The sequence below is a fragment of the Streptomyces sp. NBC_01408 genome, assembly GCF_026340255.1.
Classification (GTDB): Bacteria; Actinomycetota; Actinomycetes; order Streptomycetales; family Streptomycetaceae; genus Streptomyces.
In genome coordinates this window covers 1,402,261-1,426,838 of sequence record NZ_JAPEPJ010000001.1, presented here as the reverse complement: position 1 = coordinate 1,426,838, position 24,578 = coordinate 1,402,261, and the positions used below count along the sequence as shown (strand labels likewise).

Sequence of the window (24,578 nt, the reverse complement as noted above, 5' to 3'; positions counted from 1 at the left end):
AGAACAGCCGATCCGCACCGACAGCTCTTCACCCCCACCCTGCCCGGGACCGACCGAAGGACCGGGCACGGCAGAAGGAGTCATGCGTGAATCGTCATCGCAGGGCCGTATCCGTCCTCGTGGGCGCCGGCGCACTGATCGCGGGCGCGCTGTCGGCGGCCACCCCCTCGGCGGCCGCCGACGCCCCCGCCTCGTTCAGGCAGCAGCACAGCCAGGGCTTCTGGACCGCCGAACGGATGCGCGCCGCCACCCCGCTCGACGTCACGGCGGTCCCGGGAGCGGGCGGTGCCCCGGTCGCCACCTCGGCGGCCTCCACCAGCATCCCGCCGACGGCCGCCGCCTCCCCCACCGCGTTTCCGCAGGCCGGCGGGGCCTGGACGGGCGCCGGCGCCGTGGTGAAGACCTCGGGCCGGGTCTTCTTCACCATGGGCGACCGGACCGCCTCCTGCTCGGGCGACTCGGTCACCAGTGCCAACGGCAGCACGGTCATGACGGCCGGCCACTGCGTGAAGTACCAGGGCGCCTGGCACACCAACTGGGTCTTCGTCCCCGCGTACAACAACGGCAACGCCCCGTACGGGCAGTGGCCGGCCACCAAGACCTTCGCCACCGACCAGTGGGCGGCGAGCGAGGACATGAACATGGACGTCGGCCTGGCCGTCGTGGCGCCGCTCAACGGCCAGACCCTCACCCAGGCCGTCGGCGCCCAGGGCATCCTCTTCAACGGGGGATACAACAAGCGGATGTACTCTTTCGGCTTCCCCGCGGCCGCGCCCTACGACGGCAGCAAGCTGGTGTACTGCAGCGGCAACAGCGGCAAGGACTTCCTGCTGACCAAGGACCACAGCCTGTCCTGCAACATGACGGGCGGCTCCAGCGGCGGCCCCTGGTTCCAGGACTTCAACGAGGCCACCGGCCTGGGCACCCAGGTCTCGGTGAACAGCTTCGGCTACACCTTCCTGCCGAACCGGATGTACGGCCCGTACTTCGGCAACGAGGCGAAGGCGGCCTACGACAAGGCTCAGACCTCCTGACCCCACGCCCGCCCACGGCCCCCCACCGCCCGGTACTCTGTACCGGCCAGGTGGGTTGCCCGAGCGGCCTAAGGGAACGGTCTTGAAAACCGTCGTGGCGCGAGTCACCGTGGGTTCAAATCCCACACCCACCGCATGTAGACGACCCCTGACCAGCAAGAACGGTCAGGGGTCGTTCTTCTTGCTCTGTGGGCCCGGGCGTACAGGGTGGTCGTGGCATGCCCCGGGCCCGAGCGGAACGTCAGCGGGTGTTCGTGTCACCGCCCTCTCGGCGCCTGCGGCTGCGCCGGCCGAGGGCTCCCGCCAAACCGACCAAGGCGCCTGTGAGCGCCCCGGCCACGAGGATGCGCAGCAGGTCTTCCATCGAGTTCTCCCCTCTGGGCCAGGTTCACCGTTGCCCGGTCCGCTCCCAGCAGCCAGTGGAGGGTCTCTTCTTCACTTGGCGGAGGCGGTCCATGTGCGTGGGTGCCTGATCGACTACGAACGGGGACACTATCGACGTGCAGACGGCCTGGCTTGGACAAATTTGACCTCGCCTCTCACAGGGCGAGGGCTCCCTCCGCCACGCGGGCGGCGGCCATCTGGCCGGGGGTGGTCTCGGCCAGGGCGCGGAACTCCCGGTTGAGGTGAGCCTGGTCGTAGAAACCGCAGGCAGCGGTCACTTCGGTGAGGTTCGCACCGTCGCGGGTGAGCAGCCTCACGGCGCGATGGAAGCGCAGTACCCGGGCGGACATCTTGGGGGTCAGGCCGATCTGTTCGGTGAACCGGCGGACCAGGTGGCCCTGACTCCAGCCCACTTCGGCCGCGATCCGCCCGACGGGGATCGACCCGCCGGCGCGGGACAGCAGTCGCCAGGCGTGGCTCACCTCGGGCGCGGGATGCGGGCCACGTTCGAGCCGGGCCGACAGCGCGGTGTCCAGCAGGTCGAACCGCGCTCCCCAGTCGCTGGTGGCCGCCAGCTGCTCAACCAGCACTCCGGCCTCGGGCCCAAGGACGTCGCGCAGCTCGACCACCCTGTTGGTCAACTCGCTCATCGGCACGGCGAACAGCCGAAAGGCGCCCAGTGGGGTCAATTCAAGCCGAATCGCCTCCTGGCCTCCGGGATGGCCACACACCCGGGGCCCGTCCTCCAGACCCGCAACCAGCGAGCCGGTCACCTGACTGTTCGGGCCCGTGTCCCCCAGCCGGCGGATGTGGGCGAACGGCTCCCCCAGACTGATCACCACGACCGCTCGACCTGTGGGAACCAGCCGCACCCGGTAGGGAGAGGCTGCTGCCTCCCAGTAGCCGGCATAGCTGTGCACGATCGGGCGCAGCTGGGGAGGCCACGGCCGGGTCACCCGCCACCGGCCACCCACTCGGGTCATCGCGAGTCCCTGACCGGTCGTGCCTGTGCTTCCGACCACCGGCATATCCCTCTCCCTCCCCGTGGCGACGAGCGCCCAGCGGCGGCCCAGCCCCTGACAAGTCGATGCGCCGCGGCCCCTGCTGCATGTCCTGATCAAGCATCAGCATTCCAGGGAGTCCGAGCGTGTGGTTCGCCGAGCCCGGAAGGACCGCAGTGGTGCTCACCCCGGCCATTTCCCTGGGCTCGTCCACAAGGGAGTGCTCCCCTGCCCACATCGCAGACGAGTTATCCACAGGGCCTGTGGACGGCCGGTTTCGCTGTCAGGCGGTGGTGATGGCGCTTGAAGCCCTGAGCAGCGCCCGGCTCCCTCCCGGTCGGGGTAGAGCGTGCGACGAGTTTTCCGGCTTGCCAGCCGACTGCGAGCGTGCTCGGTCGGGTGCCTGGGGCAGGGCTTGGCAGCAGGTCGGCGAAGCAGGGGCAGCAGCCCGGAAACCGCCCCTTCAGGGCAGCGAATGCGCAGGCGGTAAGAGGGGTGCGGGAGGCGGTGACGGCGGGCTTTGGGCCTTCCGAGTGGTGTTTGTCGGAAGATCGGCGCGCGTTGCCGGGGTCGTGCGGTTGCGACCACATCATGACGAATGTATGCAGATCCGCCCGTCGGAACATCGCGAAACGAGGCATCCCGTCATGGCACACCGCACCACCTTCACCTCCGTCTGGACCGCCGTCCTCGCCGCTCTCGTGGCACTCTTCGCTTCCCTCGGTTTCGGTGGCAAGACCGCTCCGGCCCCCGCCTCCGTCCCCGCTCCCGCCGTTCCGGCTCCTGCGGCTGCCGGTGCACGCAGGACGGCGGTGACGGCCCGGCGGACCTGGCGGGCGATGATGCGCGGCGGTTCGCTCCCGCCGACCATCAAGCAGCGGATCCGCGCCGAGGCCCACGGCAAGACCCCGTCCGTCCGCCGCTCGACCACCGCGGCGGCCATGGGCGCCGGATCCGGATCGGCCGACCTGGACCTCACCGCGGCCGCAGTCGGAGCCCCCGCCGGAGCCGCGCGGGAAGTGCTGGCCCTCGCCGCGTAGCCCCGTACCGCTCGGCCGGCAGCGCAGACAGCCAGGCAGTGCGGAAGGCAGGAGCAGTACAGGCAGTACGGCACCACGCGTAGTACGGCACCACGCGTAGTACGGCACGATGCGGAGCACGGCACCACGCGCAGTACGGGATCACGCGCAGTGCGGCACCGCGAGCAGCATGGCAGTACGGACAGGACGAGCAGCAGGAGCAGTAGAAGCAGGATCAGACGCAGGCGCTGGAGCCCGGTCAGTCGTGACCGTGGATCGCGCCGCGGGGTGCCCCGGAGCGGGGCACGGATGGTTTGCCCCGGCGGGCGCCGGGGGCGCGCAGGGGGCGCGCAGCTTGGGATCGCAGGGCCGCAGGGCCGGGAGACGGTGGGGTTCCCGGACGGAGCGGTCCTTTTTGGCATGTCCGGGCGAGGTGAGCTGGTGGAACGCTTCAGCGCCTGTGGGACACGGGTTTCGGTAGAGGCGGGAGTGCTGACCTGGGGCTTCGGGGGCGCGAACCAGGTTTATCCGATGTTGGTCATACTTGCGGGGGAATCGGGGACTCCGGGGTGGTTCGCCGGGGATTCGGTGGGCAACTCTGGTCTCGCGACGTCGTCAGCACACGCAACGACCGAGGCGGTCGGCCAACTGCCTTGGAGTAAGTCCCACTTCGGTTTTCTGGAGGATTCAGACATGGCAAGCATCCGTACCGCCCGCGTTATCGCCGCCGTCGCCGCGCTCCCCCTCGCCGTCTCCCTCTTCGGGGGAGTGGCATCGGCCGACAACGGCTCCTTCGCGAACGACGGATCGAATGCAAGCGTCGCCAGCATCATCGGCAGCGGCGTGGGCGGCAACAACCACGGGAACTCCTCCACCTCGCAGCAGGTAGCCACCGGTTCCGGCGCGTCCAACCAGAACAACACCGCGCAGGTCAACGGCTCGGCCTTCACGGCCATCGACCAGTCCAACTCCACGGTGGCGGTGAACTTCTACCCCTGGTGGTAGACGCGGCCAGAGCCCGCTCGGACTCTTGAGGGCGCCCGTGCGACCGGACCGGCTGGGGTCCGGTAGCGCGGGCGCCCTCGCGCGTGCCCCGTCCCGCCCGGCTCCCTCATCGCCTCCCCGGGGCCCACCCGACCTTGACACCACGGGTGAATCTGACGGACAGTCAGGTTCACTCGATGATGTGATGCCGGGAGGCCAGCGCCGTGCACCTCGCCCCGACCGAAGGCCAGTTGCGGCTCCGAGCCGAACTGCGGGAGTACTTCCGGGAACTGCTGCCCGACGGAGTGCCCGAGGACCTGTCCGGCCAGCGCGCACTCCTGCGCCGCATCGGCGCCGACGGACTGCTCGGACTCGGCTGGCCCGTCGAGTACGGCGGTCAAGGCCGCGGCCCCGACGAGCAGTTCGTCTTCTTCGACGAGGCCTACCGGGCCGGCGCCCCCGTCTCGATGGTCACGCTCAACACCGTGGGCCCGACCCTGATGAAGTACGGGACGCAGGAGCAGAAGGAGTACTTCCTGCCCCGGATCCTCCAGGGCGACGTCATCTTCGCCATCGGCTACTCGGAGCCCGAGGCGGGCACCGACCTCGCCTCGCTGCGCACCCGCGCCGTGCGCGACGGCGGGGACTGGCTGATCGACGGGCAGAAGATCTTCACCTCCAACGCGCAGAACGCGGACTGGATCTGGCTCGCCTGCCGCACCGACCCCGACGCCCCCAAGCACAAGGGCATCTCGATCATCCTGGTGCCCACCACGGCCGCAGGCTTCGCCTGGACCCCGATCGAGACCGTCGGCGGACTCACGACCACGGCGACGTACTACGACTCCATCCGCGTGCCCGCGGGCAACCTGGTCGGCCCCGAGCACGGCGGCTGGGGCCTGATCACCAACCAGCTCAACCACGAGCGCGTGGCCCTGGCCGCCATCGGCATGCAGGCCGAGGACTTCTACGAGGCCGCGCTCGCCCACGTCCGCACCCCCGACCCGGATACCGGGGACCGCCCCGCCGACCGGCCCTGGGTGCAGTCCCGGCTGGCCGAGGCGTACGCGCGACTGGCCGCCGTACGCCTCCTCAACTGGCGCCTCGTCCAGGACGTGGGCGGCGGCACCCTGGCTCCCGGTGACGCGAGCGGCGTGAAGTTCCTCGGCACCGAGTCCACCGTCGAGGTGTACCGGATGTGCCAGGAGGTGGTGGGCGAGGAGGGCCTCATACGGGGGCCCGGGCCCGCCGCCTTCGAGGGCGGCGAGCTGGAGCGGATGAACCGGGCCGCGCAGATCAACACCTTCGGCGGCGGGGTCAGCGAGGTCCAGCGGGAGATCGTCGCCATGATGCGGCTCGGCATGAAGGGGAGGAAGAGATGACGGCAGACGCGGCGGCCCGGGAGCCGGCCGAGGCCGGGGTCGAGGAGGCGGCCCGAAGGCCAGACGGGGCCGAGGAGGCGGCCCGGAAGTCAGACGGGGTCGAAGAGGCGGCCCGGAAGTCAGACGGGGCCGAGGAGGCAGCCCGGTTCCACACGCTCCTCAAGGTCTTCGAGGGGCGGCCCGCCGCCACCGCGGGCCGGGGCAAGGACCCGGTCAACGAGCCGATGATCCGCCACTGGTGCGAGGCCATGGGCGATGCCAACCCGGCGTACACCGGACCCGACGCCATCGCTCCGCCCACCATGCTCCAGGCCTGGACGATGGGCGGGTTCTCCGGCCACACCGACCGCTCCTCCGCCTACGACGAGCTCTTCGCACTGCTCGACGGCGCGGGCTTCACCTCCGTGGTGGCCACCGACTGCGAGCAGGAGTACCTGCGCCCGCTGCGCCCCGGTGACGCGATCACCTTCGACGCCCTCATCGAGTCCGTGTCACCCCGCAAGACGACCAAGCTGGGCACCGGCCACTTCGTGACGACCCGCATGGACGTCCACGCGAACGGGGACCTCGCGGGTACCCACCGCTTCAGGATCCTCAAGTACGCCCCCGCCGCCCCACCCCGGATCCGGCCCGGCAGGCCGGCGCAGCCCAAGGCCCAGCGCCCCCGCCCGGTGATCAACCGCGACAACCAGGGCTTCTGGGACGGGGTCAGGGACCACAAGCTGCTGATCCAGCGCTGCACCGCATGCGCCACCCTCCGCTTCCCGTGGCTCCCCGGCTGCAACGCCTGCGCCTCCCCCGAATGGGACACCGTCGAGGCCTCCGGAGAGGGCACGGTGTTCAGCTACGTCGTCATGCACCACCCGCCCTTCCCGGCCTTCGACCCGCCCTACGCGGTCGCGCTCGTCGAGCTCGCGGAAGGCGTCCGGACCGTCAGCAACATCACCGGCGTCCCCTACGACAAGGTGCGCATCGGCATGTCCGTCCGGCTGGAATTCCTGCGCGTCGACGACGACCTCGAACTCCCCGTCTTCCGCGGGAGCGAGGGCTGATGGACTTCCACCCCACCGAGGAGCAGGCCGCCGCCGCCGGCCTCGCCGCCCGGATCTTCGGCGATCTCGCCACCCATGAACGCCTTGCCGCCGCCGGCACCGGCGGTGACGCCGAGCTGTGGAAGGCCCTGACCGCCTCCGGTCTGATCGCCGCCGTCGAGGACATCGGTCTGCTCGGTCTGGTGCTGCTGCTGGAGGAACAGGGGCGCACCACCGCGCAGGTCCCGTACGCCGCCACCTGCGCCTACGGGGTCCTCCCGGTGGCCGCACACGGCAGTGCCGAGCAGCGCGCCCGCCTGCTGCCCGCCCTGGGCAGCGGCGAGGCGGTGGCCACCGGTGCTTTCCCGGACGGCGGGCGGTTCAGGGCCGAGGGACGCCGGCTCACGGGGACGGCCCCCGCCGTGCCCTGGCTGCGCGAGGCCACGCATGTACTGGTCCCGGACGCGGACCGGGCGCTGTGGCTCGTACGGGTGGACGCGCCCGGTGTGCGGACCTCCCCGGTGGAGACCACCGCCCCCTGGTCCGCGGCCCGCCTGACGCTGACCGGAGCCGAGGCCGAACGCCTCGGGGCGGCGGACTCCGGCGGGAGCAACGGCGAGAGCCCCTACGAGCACACGCTGGCCGCCGCCCGCACCGCCTTCGCCGGACTTCAGGCGGGCGTCTGTGCGGGCTCGCTCGCCCGGGCGGTCGAGTACACCTCCACGCGCGAGCAGTTCGGCCGGCCGCTCTCCACCAACCAGGGGGTCATGCTCCGGGCCGCCGACGCGTACATGGACACGGAGGCGATCCGGGTCACCGCGTACGAGGCGGCCTGGCGCCTCGACCAGGGCCTGCCGGCGCGCGAGCACGCGCTGACGGCGGCCTGGTGGGCCTCGGAGGCGGGCAAGCGGGTCGTGCACGCGGGCCAGCACCTGCACGGCGGGATGGGCGCCGACCTGGACCACCCCGTCCACCGGCACTTCCTGTGGGGGCGCCAGCTGGACGCCTACCTGGGCTGCGGCAGCGAGCTGCTGGCCGAACTGGGCGCCGTGCTGGCGCAGGAGGGCTGAGCCGTGGAACTGCTGAGGGTCGGCGAGGAACTGCCCGCGCTGGAGATACCGGTCACCCGGACCCTGATCGTCGCGGGAGCCATCGCCTCCCGCGACTACCAGGACGTGCACCACGACGCGTCGCTGGCCCGGGAGAAGGGCTCCCCGGACGTCTTCATGAACATCCTGACCACGAACGGCCTGGTCGGCCGGTACATCACCGACCACCTCGGCCCCCACTCCGTCCTGCGCAAGGTGGCCATCCGCCTCGGCGCACCCAACTATCCGGGCGACACCATGACCCTCACCGGCACCGTCACCGCCCTCGACGGGGACACCGCCGAGATCCGCGTCGTCGGCACCAACGGCATCGGCCACCACGTGACCGGCACCGTCACCGTCACCCTGGGGAGCGCCGGATGAGCGTCCGCACCCGCGACGAACTGGGCGGCCGGGCCGCCATCGCCGGTATCGGGGCGACCGAGTTCTCCAAGGACTCGGGCCGCAGCGAGCTGAAGCTCGCCGTAGAGGCCGTGCACGCCGCACTCGACGACGCCGGGCTCAGCCCCGCCGACGTCGACGGCATGGTCACCTTCACGATGGACACCAGCCCCGAGATCACCGTCGCCCAGGCGGCGGGCATCGGAGACCTGTCCTTCTTCTCCCGCATCCACTACGGCGGCGGCGCGGCCTGCGCCACCGTGCAGCAGGCGGCGCTGGCCGTCGCCACCGGGGTGGCGGAGGTCGTGGTCTGCTACCGCGCCTTCAACGAGCGGTCCGGGCGCCGCTTCGGCTCCGGCGTGCAGCAGCGAGAGCCCTCGGCGGAGGGGGCGGCCCTCGGCTGGTCGCTGCCCTGGGGGCTGCTGACCCCGGCCTCCTGGGTGGCCATGGCCGCCCAGCGCTACCTGCACACCTACAACCTCACCCCGGAGGCGTTCGGGCACGTCGCGGTCACCGACCGCCGGTACGCCGCCACCAACCCCGCCGCCTACTTCCACGGCAAGCCCATCACCCTCGCCGACCACGCCGCCTCGCGCTGGATCGTCGAGCCGCTGCGGCTGCTGGACTGCTGCCAGGAGACGGACGGCGGCCAGGCCCTGGTCGTCACCAGCATCGAGCGGGCCCGGGACCTGCGTCAGGCCCCGGCGGTGATCACCGCGGCCGCGCAGGGCGCGGGGCGCCGCCAGGAGGGCATGACCTCCTTCTACCGCGACGGGCTCACCGGGCTGCCGGAGATGAACGTGGTCGCGCGCCAGCTGTGGCGGACCAGCGGGCTGCGGCCCTCGGACATCGACGTCGGCATCCTCTACGACCACTTCACCCCCTTCGTGCTGATGCAGCTGGAGGAGTTCGGCTTCTGCGCGCCCGGCGAGGCCGCCGATTTCGTGGCCGCCGGAGCGCTGCCCTTCAACACCCACGGCGGCCAGCTCGGTGAGGCGTACCTGCACGGCATGAACGGCATCGCCGAGGCCGTCCGCCAGCTGCGCGGGACCTCCGTCAACCAGGTCGACGGCGCCGCGCACGCCCTGGTCACGGCTGGTACCGGGGTACCGACCTCGGGCCTGGTCCTCGGCGCCGACAGCTGAGGTCACGGCCGTTCCACGGCCTGAGCCGGGTCCGGTGAGCGCCCCGCCTCCTCCACCTACAGGAGGTGGGGCCCGCACCGGTCCTACAACCTGAGACGGATCCGCCTTCGGCACTTACGGGCGATCCCAGGCCGGGCGTGCGCTCCTAGCGTGGACACATGACCACGCCTGTGTGCACGCTCGCCTCGAATCCGACGCCGTACCCGTCGTTCTCGGCGTACGTCCGGACCCGCGGCACGGTCCTGATGCGCACCGCGCGCTCGCTCACCGCCAACCCGTGCGATGCCGAGGACCTGCTCCAGACCGCCCTCGCCAAGACCTACGTCGCCTGGGACCGGATCGAGGACCATCGCGCCCTGGACGGATACGTCCGGCGGACCCTGGTCAACACGCGCACCTCCCAGTGGCGCAAGCGCAAGGTCGACGAGTTCTCCTGCGACGAGATCCCGGAGACGGAGCAGCCGCCGGCCGCCGACCCCGCGGAGGCGCAGGCGCTGCGCGACGCGATGTGGCGCGCGGTGACCCGGCTGCCCGACCGGCAGCGGGCCATGGTCGTCCTGCGCTACTACGAGGACTTGAGCGAGGTGCAGACCGCCGAGCTGCTCGGTGTCTCGGTCGGCACGGTCAAGAGCGCCGTCTCCCGCGCGCTCCACAAGCTCCGCGAGGACCCGGAACTCACTCCGGTCCGCTGAGGAGGTCGGCTCATCCGGTGTTTCACGTGAAACAGCGTCGTTTCACGTGAAACACCGTCCCGAACCGGCCCGCGCGGGTCGACTTCGGATGTTTCACGTGAAACAGGGGCTGGTTTCTACTCCTGGGTAGTGACATGCCGACCGGTACGTGCGCAGAATCGGCAGCATCCGTAGCCGCCGCAGCGCCGCAGCGCTCACCGGGAGGACGCTTTGCTGAGCACCATGCAGGACGTACCACTCCTCGTCACCCGCATACTCCAGCACGGGATGACGATCCACGGGAAGTCCCAGGTCACGACCTGGACCGGGGAGGCTGAGCCGCATCGTCGAAGCTTCGCCGAGATCGGTACCCGCGCCACCCGCCTCGCGAACGCCTTGCGCGACGAGCTCGGCGTCCAGCAGGGCGACCGCGTCGGAACGCTCATGTGGAACAACTCTGAGCACGTCGAGGCGTACTTCGCGATCCCCTCCATGGGCGCGGTCCTGCACACGCTCAACCTGCGTCTGCCCCCCGAGCAGCTGGTCTTCATCGTCAACCACGCCGCCGACCGGGTCGTGCTGGTCAACGGCTCGCTGCTGCCCCTGCTCGTGCCGCTGCTGCCGCACCTGCCGACCGTCGAGCACGTCGTCGTCGCCGGCATCGGCGACCGCTCGGCGCTCGAAGGCCTGGACGTGCGCGTCCACGAGTACGAGGAGCTCCTCGACGGCCGTCCCGAGAGCTTCGACTGGCCGGATCTGGACGAGCGCCAGGCGGCCGCGATGTGCTACACCTCCGGCACCACCGGGGACCCCAAGGGCGTCGTCTACTCCCACCGCTCGATCTACCTGCACTCCATGCAGGTCAACATGGCCGAGTCGATGGGTCTGACGTCCGCGGACACCAGCCTCGTCGTGGTCCCGCAGTTCCACGTGAACGCGTGGGGCCTGCCGCACGCCACCTTCATGACCGGCATCAACATGCTGATGCCGGACCGGTTCCTGCAGCCGGCCCCGCTCGCCGAGATGATCGAGCGGGAGAAGCCCTCGCATGCCGCGGCCGTCCCCACCATCTGGCAGGGACTGCTGGCCGAGGTCACCGCGAACCCGCGCGACCTGACCTCGATGAAGCAGGTCACCATCGGCGGCGCGGCCTGTCCCCCCTCCCTGATGGAGGCCTACGACAAGCTCGGCGTCCGCCTCTGCCACGCCTGGGGCATGACCGAGACCTCCCCGCTGGGCACCATGGCGCACCCCCCGGCCGGTCTGGGCGCCGAGGAGGAGTGGCCGTACCGGATCACCCAGGGCCGCTTCCCGGCGGGCGTCGAGGCGCGCCTGGTCGGCCCCGACGGCAGCTTCCTTCCCTGGGACGGCACGTCGGCGGGCGAGCTGGAGGTGCGCGGCGCCTGGATCGCGGGCGCCTACTACGGCGGTGCTTCCGGCGAACCCTTCCGCCCCGAGGACAAGTTCAGCGCGGACGGCTGGCTCAAGACCGGCGACGTCGGCATCATCAGCCCCGACGGCTACCTCACCCTGACCGACCGGGCCAAGGACGTCATCAAGTCCGGCGGCGAGTGGATCTCCAGCCAGGAACTGGAGAACGCGCTGATGGCGCACCCCGAGGTCGCCGAGGCGGCCGTCGTCGCCGTCCCCGACGACAAGTGGGGCGAGCGTCCGCTGGCCACCGTCGTCCTCAAGGAGGGCGCGACCGTGGACTACGAGGGACTGCGTGCGTTCCTCGCCCAGTCGATCGCCAAGTGGCAGCTGCCGGAGCGCTGGACGGTCATCGAGGCGGTGCCGAAGACCAGCGTCGGCAAGTTCGACAAGAAGGTGATCCGCAAGCAGTACGCCGACGGCGCCCTGGACGTCACGAAGCTGGACTGACCCGGTCTCAGCCCTTGGTGAGCCATGGCCGCAGCAGCTTGCTGACGGCGGGCATGGCCACGTAGGTCATCAGGGTGCTGAAGACGACGGCGAAGGCGGCCGTCCGCAGCACGAAGTGCAGATCCACCAGGTACGGCCCGAGCACCGCGTTGCCGACGAGCGAGATCGGGAAGATGGCCAGTCCCGAGCTGATCGCCATCTTCCACCGGGGCGGCGCGGGCCGGGTCGTACCCGGCTTGGCGAACCAGGTCTCCATGCCGTGCAGTTCCCGGCGGGCTATCTCCGTGTGGTGGTGGCCGAGGCAGTTCGAGAACCACTGCGCCCGCTCCGCGGAGTCCTGCCAGCGCTGGAACGCCGCCTGATTGCGGAACCGGTGGACCAAGAACCACGGCTCGCCCTTCGAAGCCGGGCGGAAGAGCCCGTACCCGAGGTGGTCCGGGAAGCCCGCGGCCGTTTCGAGGATCCCGTGGGCCCAGGCCTCGAAGTTCTCCTCGTGCCCGGGCTCCACCTGCCGGGCGATCAGCAGGTTCACCTCGCCGTTGTCGGCGGGGACGGTCTGCTCGCTCGTGTTGGTGATGGCCATCGGCCCAGGATTACTAGTTGGTGCCGATCTTGGCCAGCAGGTCCACGATGCGGCCCTGGACGTCCGTGGTCGTGGCCCGCTCGGCGAGGAAGAGCACGCTCTCGCCGGAGGCCAGCCGCGGCAGCTCGGCCGGGTCGATGCCGGCCGTCGTGTAGACGACCAGCGGGGTGCGGTTCAGCTGCCCGTTGGCGCGCAGCCAGTCCACGATCCCAGCCCGCCGCCGGCGCACCTGCATCAGGTCCATGACCACCAGGTTGGGCCGCATCCGGGTCGCCAGCTCCACGGCGTCGGTGTCGGCCCCGGCCCGCGCGACCTGCAGACCACGCCGCTCCAGGGCGGCGGTCAGCGCGGTGGCGATCTCGTCGTGCTCCTCGATCAGCAGCACCCGGGAAGGGTGCTGCTCGCTGTCGCGCGGCGCGAGCGCCTTGAGGAGGACGGCCGGATCGGCCCCGTACGCCGCCTCGCGCGTGGCGTGCCCCAGCCCGGCCGTGACCAGTACGGGGACCTCCGCGGCCACCGCGGCCTGGCGCAGCGACTGCAGGGCGGTCCGAGTGATCGGCCCGGTCAGCGGGTCCACGAACAGCGCCGCGGGGAACGCGGCGATCTGCGCGTCCACCTCCTCGCGGGAGTGCACGATCACCGGGCGGTAGCCACGGTCGCTGAGCGCCTGCTGCGTCTGTACGTCGGGCGCGGGCCACACCAGGAGCCGGCGCGGGTTGTCTAGGGGCTCGGGCGGGAGTTCGTCGTCCACGGGCCGCGGTACGGGCCTGTTGACCACCTCGACGGCGCCACCGGGGCCGTCCAGCGGCTCGGGACCCTCGTCGGAGCCCGCCTCGGGGGCTCCTATGGCGAAGGCGCGGCCCTGGGGCGCGGGCTCGGAGAGCCGGCGCCGACGGCCGGAGCCCGAACCGGTCGGGTCCACGGAGATGCCCTGGCCCAGGGTGCCGAGGGCGCGCACGCTGATCGGCTGCCCCGGCTGGTCGTCCGCCGGGGTGTCCTGCGGCTGCCGGGCCCCGGGGACCGCGAGCTGGCCGGAGGCCTCGTCGTCCTCGGGAGCCGTCCGGGCCGCCGGGACCGGCCACGCCGGAGTGGCCGGCAGCGCACGGCGCCGCCCGGTCGGGTGTGCCGCCTCAGCGGGGTCCGGTGTCCCCGCGACGGGCCGCGCGGTGGCCTCGGCCTCGGCCTCGGGCTCGGCCGCGGGCGCGCCCAGCACCCGGCGCCCACGGCGTCCGCCGGTGTTCTCGGAGTCGGTCTCGCCCTCGGCCTCGGCGGGGGCCGGTGCCGGTCCGGCCATGGCGTGGGCCTGCGGCGGCTGCGGAGCCGGGGTCGGTCCCGCGGGCAGCGCGAAGCCGCCCTCGGGGGCGATGGGCCGAGCCGGGGCCTGGGCGGGCGCGGGCGTCGGCCCGAGCCCGGTCGCCGGTACGGGGCCGCCGGGCCGCGCCGCTACGGGACCGCCGGGCTGCGCCGGTACGGGGCCGCCGGGCCGCTGCGCCGGCGCCGGGCCCAGTGCCCGGCGCCGCCCGGCGGGATGCTCGGTCACCGGAACCGGCGGCACGGAGGGTACGGGCGGCAGCGCGGGCATGGCGGTGCCCTGCGGGGGCACGGGCCGTCCCGCCCCGCCCTGGCCGCCCTCGCCGCTGCCGTCGCCGTCGCGACCGCGGCGGCGCCCGGTGCCGAGCCCCGCCGGGTTCACCGGCGACTGGGCCAGCCCGGAACCCGGGTCCGCGTCGTGCGGGCCGGGGCCCGCCTCGCCCGCCCGGCGCCGCCCGGACGGCAGCGCCAGCGCGCTCCCTCCGCCCTCGGCCGCCTTCGTGGCCCCCGGTCCGCCGGGTACCCGCGGTTCGTCGTCCAGGAAGGCGTCCACCCCGCGTCGGGCGCGCCGGCCGCCGGAGACCTTGCCCGCGGGGGCCTCGTCGGACTCGCCGGCTCCGCCCGGGGGCTCCTCCGCCGGCTCGGGCAGCGTCACCGTTCCGGCTCCCGAGCCCAGCGGCAGCTCCAGCACGTACGCACCGCCGGGCGCGCCCGGAACCTCCACGGTCTGCAGTACGCCGCCGTGCGCGGACACGATCCCCCGCACGATCGGCTCGTGCACCGGGTTGCCGCCCTCGTACGGCCCGCGCACCTCGATCCGTACGACGTCACCGCGCTGCGCGGCCGCCACCACGATCGTGGAGTCGCTGTAGCCGCTGCCCTGACGGGTCTTGCCGGTGGCGTCCACCCCGGCGACGTCCGCGATCAGGTGCGCGAGCGCGGTGGAGATGCGGTCCGCGTCGACCTCGGCCTCGATCGTCGGGGCGTGGACGGCGAACTGCGCGCGTCCCGGCCCGATCAGCTCGACCGCGCCGTCGACACCGGCGGTGACGACGCCGTTGATCAGGACCTTCTTCTTCTTGAGCCGGTCGCTGCCGGCGTCCAGGCGCTGGAAGCCGAGCACGTTGTCCACCAGCGTGGTCATCCGGGAGTACCCGGCGGCCAGGTGGTGCAGCAGCTGGTTGGCCTCGGGCCACAGCTGCCCCGCGTCGTCGGCGGCGAGCGTGGCCAGCTCCCCGCGCAGCTCCTCCAGCGGCCCGTGGAGCGATTCGCCGAGGACGGCCAGCAGCTGCGCGTGGCGCGCCGCGAGGGCGTCGTAGGGGCGCCGGTCGGTGAAGGTCATGACGGCGCCGACGAGCTGCTCCCCGTCCCGTACGGGAGAGGTGGTCAGGTCGACGGCCACCGGCTGGCCTGCCTTGTTCCACAGCACCTGTCCGCGCACGCGGTGCTTGCGCCCGCTGCGCAGGGTGTCGGCGAGGGGGGATTCCTCGAACGGGAACGGCGAGCCGTCGGCGCGCGAGTGCTGGACGAGCCCGTGCAGTTCGCGGTTGCCGAGGTCGGTGGCGCGGTAGCCGAGGATCTGCGCAGCGGCCGGATTGACCAGCACCACCCGTCCGTCGGTGTCGGTGCCGACGACGCCCTCGGCGGCGGCCCGCAGGATCATCTCGGTCTGGCGCTGCGAGCGGGCCAGCTCGGCCTCGGTGTCCACGGTTTGAGAGAGGTCCCGTACGACGAGCATCAGCAGCTCGTCACCCGTGTAGGAGGGCTGCGGCTCGCGATAGGCGTCGCGACCGTCGAGATGCGCGCTGGTGACCTCGACGGGGAACTCGCTGCCGTCGGTCCGGCGGGCGATCATCCGCGCGGGCTTGGCCCGGCCGCCCTCGTCCTCGCCGGGCCGGCGCATCGAGCCGGGGATCAGCTTGGAGTCGAACTCGGGCAGGAGGTCGAGCACGCCGCGGCCGACGAGCCCGGTACCGGGGCTCTCCATGACCTCGAGGGCGATCGAATTCGCGTTGACGACAGTGCCGTTGGCGTTGACGAGCAACAGCGCGTCCGGAAGAGCGTCGAGTATTGCTGCGAGGCGAGCAGCGCCTCGGGATGGCCTGCTGCTCACGACGAGCTTCCTCCCTGACCACAACTACCGGCAAGTCACGGGAGGAGTCTAAGGCCACAGCCCCGCGGCGGGAGGGCGGATGAGGGGTGGATACCGCCCAAGCCGCACATCCTCCCAGGTCAGGAACGCCCAGGCGGAAGCAGAGGTTCCAACTCGTCCCAGCGGTTGATCTCGCATCCGTTGGTCCTGCGGAAGGTGGCGTCCACCTTCTGTCCGTGCCAGGTTCCGGTGATCCGGGCGGTGGCCGGGCCCCCGTGCTGCATGTTGCAGATCTGCCGCTTGGAGACGGGGGCGAACGGGTCCTTCCCCTCCCCGGCGAGCTGGTCCAGCCGCGCGCAGGACTGCTCCTTCCAGGGGTGATCACCGCCCACCGGATCGCACTCGAGCCGGTACTCCCGGTCCAGCCGGGGGTTCCCGGTGTCGGCCATGGAGATGGTGAGGCGGTCGGGTGCCGCCGCCAGCAGCCGGCCCAGGGGCAGCGGGGGCAGCGGCCCGGCGGCCGCGGCGGCCAGGGCTGAGGTGACGGCGAAGGCGGCGAGACGCAGCATGAGGCACTCCAGGTCGTCCGTACGTCGTACGCCTGACCAACGACGGGGGCCCGCCTACGTTGCGTCCCGGGCGGGCTTTAAGGCTTTGCCCTCCGCCCGCTCGTCCTAGTACCGTGGGAGCGGATTGGTGACCGGCCCCGCGCCTGTGTCATCATCTGCACGCACCCTCGTACGCGGGGGTGTGCTGGAGGCGTCGCCTAGTCCGGTCTATGGCGCCGCACTGCTAATGCGGTTTGGGGCTTACCCCCCATCGAGGGTTCAAATCCCTCCGCCTCCGCACTTCACGAAGCCCCGGTCCGCATGGACCGGGGCTTCGGTGCGTTCCGGCCGGCCTGCGATGTCTGTGCGACCCGGGGCACCCGGCCGGACCCAACTGGACGATCTTCTTCCAGGCCGTTTCCGCAGGTCAGTAGTGGTTTGGCTAATGGATTTCGCGTCCCGGCGAGGTCCATGTATTGTTGTTCTCGCAAGGCCAACGGGGCGCAAAACCCCAGCAAGCCAAGCACTCGTAGCTTAACGGATAGAGCATCTGACTACGGATCAGAAGGTTGCAGGTTCGAATCCTGCCGAGTGCACAGCAGGTCAGAGGCCCCAGGAGAAATCCTGGGGCCTCTGCCGTTTTCCCGTACAGCAGCGAGGTGCAGAGCGTGACTGTCCACGTCGCGGATCCCCTGACCGGTGAGCTCCCCGCCCCGGGGCGGGTCTGGTACGCGTCCTACGGCTCCAACATGCACATGGACCGGCTGACCGCCTACCTCGCCGGCGGGACGCCGCCCGGCGCGACGAGGACGTACCCGGGCTGCAGGGACCACCGGGCGCCGGAACGGTCGATCGCCGTCGAGCTGGAAGGCTCCCTCTACTTCGCCACCGAGTCCCTGGTGTGGACGGGAGGCAGGGGTCTCTACGACCCGGCGGCGCCCGGTCGTACGAGGGCGCGTGCTCACCTGGTGACCGTGAGCCAGTTGTCGGACATCGCCGCGCAGGAGATGTACGGGCAGCCGGGCGCGGACGTCGACCTGACCAGGGTGCTGCGCGAGGGGCGCGACGAGCTGGGCGCCGGGCGGTACGAGACGCTGATCTGCCCGGGGACGATCGAGGGGATTCCCGTCCTGACGTTCACCGCGCCGTGGACCCTGCGGGACGTCGAGCCGCTCATGCCGTCCGCGGCGTACCTGGGGTACCTGGCCGGAGGTCTGCTGGAGGCGGGGCCGTGGGAGGAGCCGGACATCGCCGACTACCTGTCCTCCCGCCCCGGCGCCGCCGGGAACTGGGCTCCGGAGGAGGTACTGGAACTGCTCACGGGCTCCTCCTTGATGGGGAGGAGGTCCCCCGGGAGATGTCAGGGGGGATCTGGCTCTGCCGGGGGACGTGGACCAGTGGGCGGTCTGGATAGTGTTGCGGGAGATTGACCGAACCTGAGGAAGAGGGGGCTCCCATGGGACTGTTCGGGAATGCGCACACCGTCGACCACGCGTCGGCGCAGCGGGACTACGCGCGGCTGCTGGGGCAGGGGGAGCAGGTGCACGCCGCGTTCGTGCTGATCCGGGACACCATCCTGTTCACCGACCGGCGGCTGGTGTTCGTGGACAAGCAGGGGCTCACGGGCAAGAAGGTGGAGTACCACTCCGTCCCGTACCGGAGCATCACGCACTTCTCCGTGGAGACCGCCGGACACTTCGATCTCGACGCCGAGCTCAAGATCTGGATATCCGGCAGCGCGACGCCGATCGAGAAGACCTTCACCAAGGGCGTCAACATCTACGAGGTCCAGGCGATCCTGACTCAGTTCGTCGCCCGCTGACCCCGGAGGACCCGGGGGAGGCCCGTCACCGACATCACCAGGGAGTAGAGGGAGGTGGTGGCGGTGATGAAGAGGCGGTTGTTCTTGGGGCCGCCGAAGGCGATGTTCGAGACCGGTTCGGGGACGCGTACCCGGCCGATCAGGGTGCCGTCCGGGGCGTAGCAGTGGACGCCCGACTCCATCGCGGCCGCCCACAGCCGGCCTTCGTCGTCGAAGCGGATGTTGTCGACCGAGGGGCAGTCGGTGAAGATCCGGTCGTCGGTCAGGCGGCCGTCTTCGGTGACCTTGAACGCGCGGATGTGGCCGGCCCGGGTGTCGGCCGCGTAGAGCTCGCTCTCGTCGGGGGAGAAGACGAGGCCGTTCGGGCCCAGGAAGCCGTCCGCGGCAAGGCGGACCGCGCCGGTGGCGGGGTCGGCCCGGTAGAGGTTGCAGGCGCCGATCTCGGAGGGGGCGCGCCGTCCCTCGTAGTCGTTGGTGATGCCGAAGTCCGGGTCGGAGAACCAGACCGTGCCGTCCGAGCGGACCACGGCGTCGTTCGGGCTGTTGAGCCGCTTGCCGTCGAAGCGGTCGGCGATGACGGTGAGGGTGCCGTCCGGCTCGGTGCGGGTGACGCGCCGGTTGCCCTGCTCGCAGGTGATGAGGCGGCCTTCGCGGTCCAGGGTGTTGCCGTTGGAGTGGCCGGCCGGGGAGCGGAAGACGGAGACCGCGCCGGTCGCCTCGTCCCAGCGCAGCATCCGGTCGTTGGGGATGTCGCTCCACACCAGCTGGCGCCAGGCCGGCAGGTAGAGGGGGCCTTCGGCCCAGCGGCAGTCGTCGTGGAGCCGCTCCAGTCGGGCGTCGCCGTTGGCGCAGCGGCCGGTACGGAAGCGGTCGTCCAGGATCTCGTACAAGGTGAGGTCGGCTATGGCATACATAATTCTCCCATTGAAGTGATGTGCCGAATGGTGTTCGGCATGATGGTGAGATTGCAGGATCGGGTACCTTCCTCGCAAGAGCCAACGGGCTCATGAGAGGAAGATCGCGTGGACGACATCGACCGGGCGCTGGTCCTGCGCCTGCAGCAGGACGCGGGTCAGTCGTACGCCGCACTCGGCACCGCCGTCGGGCTCTCGGCCGGAGCCACCCACGAGCGCGTGCGCAAGCTGCGCGAGCGCGGGGTCATCCGGCGGACCACCGTCGACGTCGATCCGGCCGCGGTCGGCAGCGGGGTCCTCGCCTACGTGATGGTCGACTCCAACGCCTGGATGGGTGAGTCCGGCGCGGCCTTCGCGGCGATCCCCGAGATCCAGGAGGCGCACATCATCGCGGGCAGCGCCTCGGTGCTGGTCAAGGTGCGTACGGCCTCCACCGGGCAGTTGCAGGACGTCCTGCGCCGCCTCTACGCCATCGAAGGCGTCAGCGGCACGCACGCCACCGTCGTCCTGGAGACCTTCTTCGAGCGGCCGCTCCCGCTGTGAGCTGGCGGTGCACCGGGATCCGGTGGAAGGACGGCGGCCCCGCCATCGGGTGGCTCGGGGAGGGGCGCGGGGAGCGGGCGAGCGTGCTCGCGTACGGGCAGCGACTGGCATTCGCCGCCCGCGGCGAGCGGCACTGCCTGGGCGTATGGCGGGCCGGGAAGCGGACCGCCTGTCCCACGGCCGCCACCGTGCCCGCCCGGACCGGGAACGCGCAGTGCCCCGAATGCGCCCGCCTCGACCGGTCGTTCTCGGTGGCCGCCGACACCAACGCGGCCGATCCGCGCACCTACCGCGTCTACCTGGCCTGGTTCGGACCCGGCATGGTCAAGGTGGGCATCACCGCCGAGGAGCGCGGGCCGGCCCGGCTGCTGGAACAGGGCGCGGTGACCTGGACGTGGCTGGGGCGCGGGCCGCTCATGGCCACCCGGCGTACCGAGGAGCTGCTGCGGGCGGCCCTCGGGGTGCCCGACCGGATTGCCTACGCCCGCAAGCGCGCCGTACGGGCCCACCTGCCGCCCGCGTCCGAACGGGCCGGGGAGGTCGCCGAGCTGCACGCCCGGGCGGCCGCGCTGCCGGGGTGGCCGGAGTCGCTGGAGCGGCTGGAATGCGAAATCGCCGACCACGCCGGACCGTTCGGGCTGGACGGGCTGCCCGCATCCGACCGGGTGATCACGCAGATGGTGCCCGGCGGGGCGGTGGTGGGGCGGCTGGTGGGCGCGGCCGGGCCCGATCTGCACCTCGCGGACGGGCTCGTGGTGGACACCCGGCTGCTGGCCGGCTGGGAACTCCTCGTCCCCGGGGGCGAGTCGGTGACGGCCGTTCCGGTGGCGGAGATCCCGTCGGCCGCGGGCCCACCGGCCGAGCAGGACGGGCTGTTCTGAGCGGCCCGCGTCCGAACGGTCCGGGCGGGTGCGCCGTCTGAGCGGGGTGCGCCGCCCGGGCATGGTCAAAACTTGGATCCCTTTGGGCGTGCGGGCCGGATTGCTGTGGACAGGCCGGGGGCGCGCCGCCGAGGGTGGTGGGCATGAGCATCCAGCCTGTACAGGCCTTCGAACCGCCTTACCTGATGGCGGTCTTCAGCAATGTGCGCACCTCTGACGACAGCGGCTACCCGGAGACCCTCGCCCGGATGAACGAGATCGTCCGGGAGAATCCGGGCTTCCTCGGCTACGAGTTCGCACGCACCCCCGGAGGTCTCGGCATCACCGTCGCCTACTTCCGCGACCACGAGTCCCTCGGCGTGTGGCGGCAGGACCTGGAGCACCAGGCGGCCATGAAGCAGGGCCGCGCCGACTGGTACGAGAGCTACACCCTGCACGTCGCCACCGTCGAGCGGAGCCATGGCTTTGTCCGCAACGGCTGAGGCGGTCCGCGCCTTCCGGGAGCGGCTCGGGCTGCCCGGACTGGTCGACGTCCACACCCACTTCATGCCCGAGCGGGTCCTGGACAAGGTCTGGGACCACTTCGATGCGGTCGGCCCGCTGACCGGTGTCGAGTGGCCCATCACCTACCGGCAGGAGGAGGAGCAGCGCGTCGCGCTCCTGCGGGAGTTCGGGGTCCGGGCCTTCACCGCCATGCTCTACCCCCACAAGCCCGCGATGGCCGCCTGGCTCAACTCCTGGTCCGCCGGTTTCGCCGCCCGCACCCCCGACTGCCTGCACACCGCGACCTTCTTCCCGGAGGAGGGCGTGAGCGGGTACGTCGGCCGGGCCGTCGACGCCGGGGCCCGGATCTTCAAGGCCCATCTCCAGGTCGGTGGCTACGACCCGAACGACGACCGGCTCGACCCGGTGTGGGGGCTGCTCGCGGAGGCAGGCATCCCGATCGTGATCCACTGCGGTTCGGGACCCGCGCCCGGCAAGTACACCGGACCCGAGCCGATCGCCCGGCTGCTGTCCCGGCACCCGCGGCTGCCGCTGGTCATCGCCCACATGGGCATGCCCGAGTACACGGACTTCCTCGACATCGCCGACCGGTACGACCAGGTGCGGCTCGACACCACCATGGCCTTCACCGACTTCTCCGAGCAGTTCAGCGGCTTCCCGCCGGGTGAGCTCGGCAGGCTCGCGGACCTCGGCGACCGGATCCTCCTCGGCACCGACTTCCCGAACATCCCCTATCCGTACGAGCACCAGCTCGCCGCTCTCGAACGGCTCGGCCTGGGCGACGACTGGCTGCGCGCGGTCTGCCACGACAACGGCGCGCGCCTGTTCCGGCTCGACGGCTGAGCGGCGTTTCTCAGGAGATTCACAGGTAGGGACAAGAACGCTCTCAGAGGTGCCGGTCAGCGTGGCCGTATGACTGCGACGACCACCTCTCACGCGTCCACGTCCACCAGCAACCCCGCGGCCCTGGTACGGCCCGACGGCGGACCCTGCCGGGTGCTCGTCGTCGACGACGAGGCCTCGCTCTCCGAGCTGCTGTCCATGGCCCTGCGCTACGAGGGCTGCGAAGTCCGCAGCGCCGGGGACGGGGCGGCCGCGGTGCGGGCGGCGCGGGAGTTCCGGCCGGACGTCGTGGTCCTGGACATCATGCTTCCGGACATGGACGGGCTGGCCGTCCTCGGACGGCTGCGCCGGGAGATCCCGCAGGTCCCCGTGCTGTTCCTGACGGCGAGGGACTCCGTCGAGGACCGCATCGCGGGTCTGACGGCGGGCGGCGACGACTACGTCACCAAGCCGTTCAGCCTGGAGGAGGTCGTGGCCCGGCTGCGCGGGCTGGTCCGGCGTTCGGGCGCGGCGCAGGCGGCGCGCGGCGGCTCGGTGCTGGCCGTCGGCGACCTGCGGCTCGACGAGGACAGTCATGAGGTGACCCGGGGCGGTCAGGAGATTCACCTGACCGCCACCGAGTTCGAGCTGCTGCGCTACCTGATGCGCAACCCGCGCCGGGTGCTGAGCAAGGCGCAGATCCTGGACCGGGTCTGGTCCTACGATTTCGGCGGCCAGGCCAACGTGGTCGAGCTGTACATCTCCTACCTGCGGCGCAAGCTCGAGAGCGGCCCCGGACTGGCGCCCATGATCCACACCCGGCGCGGGGCCGGCTACCTGATCAAGCCGGCCGACTAGTGCCGACGGGTACGTCCCCCAGTCCCGACGCGTCCCCCAGCCCCGGCACGTCATCCCGGCCCGGCACGTCATCCCGGCCCGACGCGTCCCCCCGGCCCGGCGCGTCCCCCGGCCCCGGCAGGTTCCGGACGCCCCGCCTGCGGACGCCCCGCCTGCGGATGCCGTGGCGGCGCCCCTGGTCGCTGCGGGCCCGGCTCGTCTTCGCTGCGGTCGCGCTGATCGCCGTGGTGGGCGCTGCCATCGGGACGGTCACCACCCTCGCCCTGCGCTCCTACCTGATGGGCCAGCTGGACGAAGAGCTGCACACGGCGGTGACCATGGCCTCCCGGGGGCCCGGCGCCGCCAAGGCGAGCCGCGACGGCAACCTCGCCTTCGTGCTGGCCCCCGGCACCCCGCTGGGCACCGCCGGGATCCGCCTCGATCCCGGGGACAAGGTCACCGGGGCGCGCAGCGTCCCCGCCGAGGGCCCCGACCGCGACCACCGCGTGTCGCTCACCCCCGCCCAGACCGAGGCACTCGTGCAGGCCGCCAGCACCCCGCGCTCCGGCGCGGCCGATCTGGACCTGCCCGGACTCGGCTCGTACCGCGTGCTCACCGCCCCCGACGGCAGCCTGGCCCTGGCCTTCCCGCTGGCCGGTGTCGACCGCACCGTGGGGATCCTGATCGCGGTGGAGGTCTGCGTCACCGTGGCCGGCCTGATCGCGGCCTCCCTCGCAGGGCAGGTGCTGGTCGGCGTCGCCCTGCGCCCGCTGCACCGGGTGGCAGCCACCGCCACCCGGGTCTCCGAACTCCCCCTGCACAGCGGCGAGCCCGCGCTCCACGAACGGGTCCCGGAAGCCGAGGCGGACCCCCGTACCGAAGTGGGCCAGGTCGGGGCCGCGCTGAACCGCATGCTGGGCCACGTCTCCTCCGCGCTCACGGCCCGCCAGCAGAGCGAGACCCGGGTCCGGCAGTTCGTCGCCGACGCCAGCCACGAGCTGCGCACTCCACTCGCCTCCATCCGCGGCTACGCCGAGCTGACCCGGCGGGGCCGGGAGGAGCCCGGCCCCGACACCCGGCACGCCCTCGGCCGCATCGAGTCCGAGGCGACCCGGATGACCGGGCTGGTCGAGGACCTGCTGCTGCTGGCCCGGCTCGACGCCGGCCGCCCGCTGTCCCGCACCGACACCGACCTCGCGCCGCTCGTCGTCGACGCCCTCAGCGACGCCCGGGCCGCCGGCCCCGGGCACCACTGGCGGCTGCGGCTTCCCGACGAGCCCGCGCCCGTGAGCGCCGACCCGGCCCGGATCCAGCAGGTCCTGGTCAACCTGCTCGCCAACGCCCGTACGCACACCCCGCCCGGCACCACGGTCACCGCCCATGTTTCACGTGAAACATCCGCCGTCCGGCTGCGGATCGAGGACGACGGCCCCGGTATCCCGCCCGACCTGCTCCCCCACGTCTTCGAGCGCTTCGCCCGGGGCGACGCCTCCCGTTCCCGGGCGGCGGGCTCCACCGGCCTCGGGCTCGCCATCGTCCAGGCCGTGGTGGGCGCGCACGGCGGACGGGTCGACGTACGGAGCGAGCCGGGCCGGACCTGCTTCGAGGTGCTGCTGCCGCTCGCCGTAGGGCCCGCGGCCGACGGCGCGGGACCGGACTCACAGACGGGGCACAGGCTCACCACACAGCGATGACAGGG

The 24,578-nt window shown here is 72.0% G+C and carries 23 protein-coding genes and 3 tRNA genes; 21 read left to right on the top strand and 5 right to left on the bottom strand.

Annotated features, from left to right (window positions below; genetic code table 11):
- Positions 1–86 precede the first annotated feature (86 nt).
- A complete protein-coding gene (locus OG447_RS06715) occupies positions 87–1,034 on the top strand; it encodes a serine protease (RefSeq protein WP_266935500.1) in 948 nt (315 codons plus the stop codon).
- Positions 1,035–1,083: 49 nt separating this feature from the next.
- Positions 1,084–1,168, top strand: a tRNA-Ser gene (locus OG447_RS06710).
- A gap of 405 nt (positions 1,169–1,573) precedes the next feature.
- On the opposite strand, the gene OG447_RS32250 is transcribed toward OG447_RS06710, so the two are convergent.
- A complete protein-coding gene (locus OG447_RS32250; RefSeq protein WP_323181821.1) occupies positions 1,574–2,401 on the bottom strand; it encodes an AraC family transcriptional regulator in 828 nt (275 codons plus the stop codon).
- A 665-nt stretch (positions 2,402–3,066) separates the two neighbouring features.
- Between OG447_RS32250 and OG447_RS06700 the strand changes: the two genes are divergently transcribed.
- From OG447_RS06700 to OG447_RS06660, 9 genes are all read left to right on the top strand, one after another.
- A complete protein-coding gene (locus OG447_RS06700) occupies positions 3,067–3,459 on the top strand; it encodes a DUF6344 domain-containing protein (protein WP_266935496.1) in 393 nt (130 codons plus the stop codon).
- A gap of 672 nt (positions 3,460–4,131) precedes the next feature.
- Positions 4,132–4,443: a hypothetical protein gene (locus OG447_RS06695; RefSeq protein ID WP_266935494.1), complete on the top strand. Its 312-nt coding sequence runs from the start codon at positions 4,132–4,134 to the stop codon at positions 4,441–4,443.
- Between the two features lie 203 nt (positions 4,444–4,646).
- Entirely contained in the window at positions 4,647–5,804 is a 1,158-nt protein-coding gene (locus tag OG447_RS06690) for an acyl-CoA dehydrogenase family protein (protein WP_266935493.1), read from the top strand.
- Positions 5,801–6,856, top strand: a complete 1,056-nt coding sequence (locus tag OG447_RS06685; protein ID WP_266935492.1) for a bifunctional MaoC family dehydratase N-terminal/OB-fold nucleic acid binding domain-containing protein — start codon at positions 5,801–5,803, stop codon at positions 6,854–6,856. Before OG447_RS06690 ends, OG447_RS06685 begins: the two co-directional genes overlap by 4 nt.
- On the top strand, positions 6,856–7,905 hold the full coding sequence (locus OG447_RS06680; RefSeq protein WP_266935490.1) for an acyl-CoA dehydrogenase family protein: 1,050 nt from the start codon (positions 6,856–6,858) through the stop codon (positions 7,903–7,905). Before OG447_RS06685 ends, OG447_RS06680 begins: the two co-directional genes overlap by 1 nt.
- 12 nt (positions 7,906–7,917) lie before the next feature.
- Positions 7,918–8,307: a MaoC family dehydratase gene (locus OG447_RS06675; RefSeq protein ID WP_266938783.1), complete on the top strand. Its 390-nt coding sequence runs from the start codon at positions 7,918–7,920 to the stop codon at positions 8,305–8,307.
- A complete protein-coding gene (locus tag OG447_RS06670) occupies positions 8,304–9,470 on the top strand; it encodes a lipid-transfer protein (RefSeq protein WP_266935489.1) in 1,167 nt (388 codons plus the stop codon). The genes OG447_RS06675 and OG447_RS06670 overlap by 4 nt, the downstream gene beginning before the upstream one ends.
- 158 nt (positions 9,471–9,628) lie before the next feature.
- The gene (locus tag OG447_RS06665) at positions 9,629–10,162 is read left to right on the top strand and encodes a SigE family RNA polymerase sigma factor (protein ID WP_266935488.1); all 534 of its coding nucleotides are present in this window, start codon (positions 9,629–9,631) and stop codon (positions 10,160–10,162) included.
- Positions 10,163–10,372: 210 nt separating this feature from the next.
- A complete protein-coding gene (locus OG447_RS06660) occupies positions 10,373–12,022 on the top strand; it encodes a long-chain fatty acid--CoA ligase (RefSeq protein ID WP_266935486.1) in 1,650 nt (549 codons plus the stop codon).
- 7 nt (positions 12,023–12,029) lie between these two features.
- Here the strand turns inward: OG447_RS06660 and OG447_RS06655 are convergent, their stop codons facing one another.
- From OG447_RS06655 to OG447_RS06645, 3 genes are all read right to left on the bottom strand, one after another.
- Positions 12,030–12,605: an antibiotic biosynthesis monooxygenase gene (locus tag OG447_RS06655; RefSeq protein ID WP_266935485.1), complete on the bottom strand. Its 576-nt coding sequence runs from the start codon at positions 12,603–12,605 to the stop codon at positions 12,030–12,032.
- A gap of 13 nt (positions 12,606–12,618) precedes the next feature.
- Entirely contained in the window at positions 12,619–16,029 is a 3,411-nt protein-coding gene (locus tag OG447_RS06650) for a PAS domain-containing protein (RefSeq protein ID WP_266935484.1), read from the bottom strand.
- A gap of 119 nt (positions 16,030–16,148) precedes the next feature.
- Positions 16,149–16,577 (bottom strand): SSI family serine proteinase inhibitor, encoded by a 429-nt coding sequence (locus OG447_RS06645; protein ID WP_266935483.1) that lies wholly within the window; start codon positions 16,575–16,577, stop codon positions 16,149–16,151.
- A gap of 186 nt (positions 16,578–16,763) precedes the next feature.
- Here OG447_RS06645 and OG447_RS06640 point away from each other — a divergent pair.
- From OG447_RS06640 to OG447_RS06625, 4 genes are all read left to right on the top strand, one after another.
- Positions 16,764–16,854 (top strand) — tRNA-Ser (locus tag OG447_RS06640).
- Positions 16,855–17,079: 225 nt separating this feature from the next.
- Positions 17,080–17,152 (top strand) — tRNA-Arg (locus tag OG447_RS06635).
- A 72-nt stretch (positions 17,153–17,224) separates the two neighbouring features.
- Positions 17,225–17,986: a histone deacetylase gene (locus OG447_RS06630; RefSeq protein WP_323181730.1), complete on the top strand. Its 762-nt coding sequence runs from the start codon at positions 17,225–17,227 to the stop codon at positions 17,984–17,986.
- Positions 17,987–18,012: 26 nt separating this feature from the next.
- Positions 18,013–18,378, top strand: a complete 366-nt coding sequence (locus tag OG447_RS06625) for a PH domain-containing protein (protein ID WP_266935481.1) — start codon at positions 18,013–18,015, stop codon at positions 18,376–18,378.
- Here OG447_RS06625 and OG447_RS06620 read toward each other — a convergent pair.
- Complete coding sequence (locus tag OG447_RS06620; RefSeq protein WP_266935480.1) at positions 18,360–19,292, bottom strand: SMP-30/gluconolactonase/LRE family protein; 933 nt, start codon at positions 19,290–19,292, stop codon at positions 18,360–18,362. The two genes, OG447_RS06625 and OG447_RS06620, sit on opposite strands and share 19 nt — an antisense overlap.
- A 108-nt stretch (positions 19,293–19,400) precedes the next feature.
- On the opposite strand from OG447_RS06620, the gene OG447_RS06615 reads away from it, so the two are divergent.
- The 6 genes from OG447_RS06615 to OG447_RS06590 all read left to right on the top strand — a co-directional run bounded on the left by OG447_RS06615 (position 19,401) and on the right by OG447_RS06590 (position 24,573).
- A complete protein-coding gene (locus tag OG447_RS06615) occupies positions 19,401–19,835 on the top strand; it encodes an Lrp/AsnC family transcriptional regulator (RefSeq protein WP_266935478.1) in 435 nt (144 codons plus the stop codon).
- Positions 19,832–20,716, top strand: coding sequence for a DUF2797 domain-containing protein (locus OG447_RS06610; RefSeq protein ID WP_266935477.1), 885 nt, complete (start codon positions 19,832–19,834; stop codon positions 20,714–20,716). The genes OG447_RS06615 and OG447_RS06610 overlap by 4 nt, the downstream gene beginning before the upstream one ends.
- A 143-nt stretch (positions 20,717–20,859) precedes the next feature.
- A complete protein-coding gene (locus OG447_RS06605) occupies positions 20,860–21,198 on the top strand; it encodes an antibiotic biosynthesis monooxygenase (RefSeq protein WP_266935476.1) in 339 nt (112 codons plus the stop codon).
- The gene (locus OG447_RS06600; RefSeq protein ID WP_266935475.1) at positions 21,176–22,063 is read left to right on the top strand and encodes an amidohydrolase family protein; all 888 of its coding nucleotides are present in this window, start codon (positions 21,176–21,178) and stop codon (positions 22,061–22,063) included. The genes OG447_RS06605 and OG447_RS06600 overlap by 23 nt, the downstream gene beginning before the upstream one ends.
- Positions 22,064–22,132: 69 nt before the next feature.
- Positions 22,133–22,900, top strand: a complete 768-nt coding sequence (locus OG447_RS06595; RefSeq protein ID WP_323181729.1) for a response regulator transcription factor — start codon at positions 22,133–22,135, stop codon at positions 22,898–22,900.
- Between the two features lie 158 nt (positions 22,901–23,058).
- On the top strand, positions 23,059–24,573 hold the full coding sequence (locus OG447_RS06590) for a HAMP domain-containing sensor histidine kinase (RefSeq protein WP_266935474.1): 1,515 nt from the start codon (positions 23,059–23,061) through the stop codon (positions 24,571–24,573).
- Positions 24,574–24,578 lie beyond the last annotated feature (5 nt).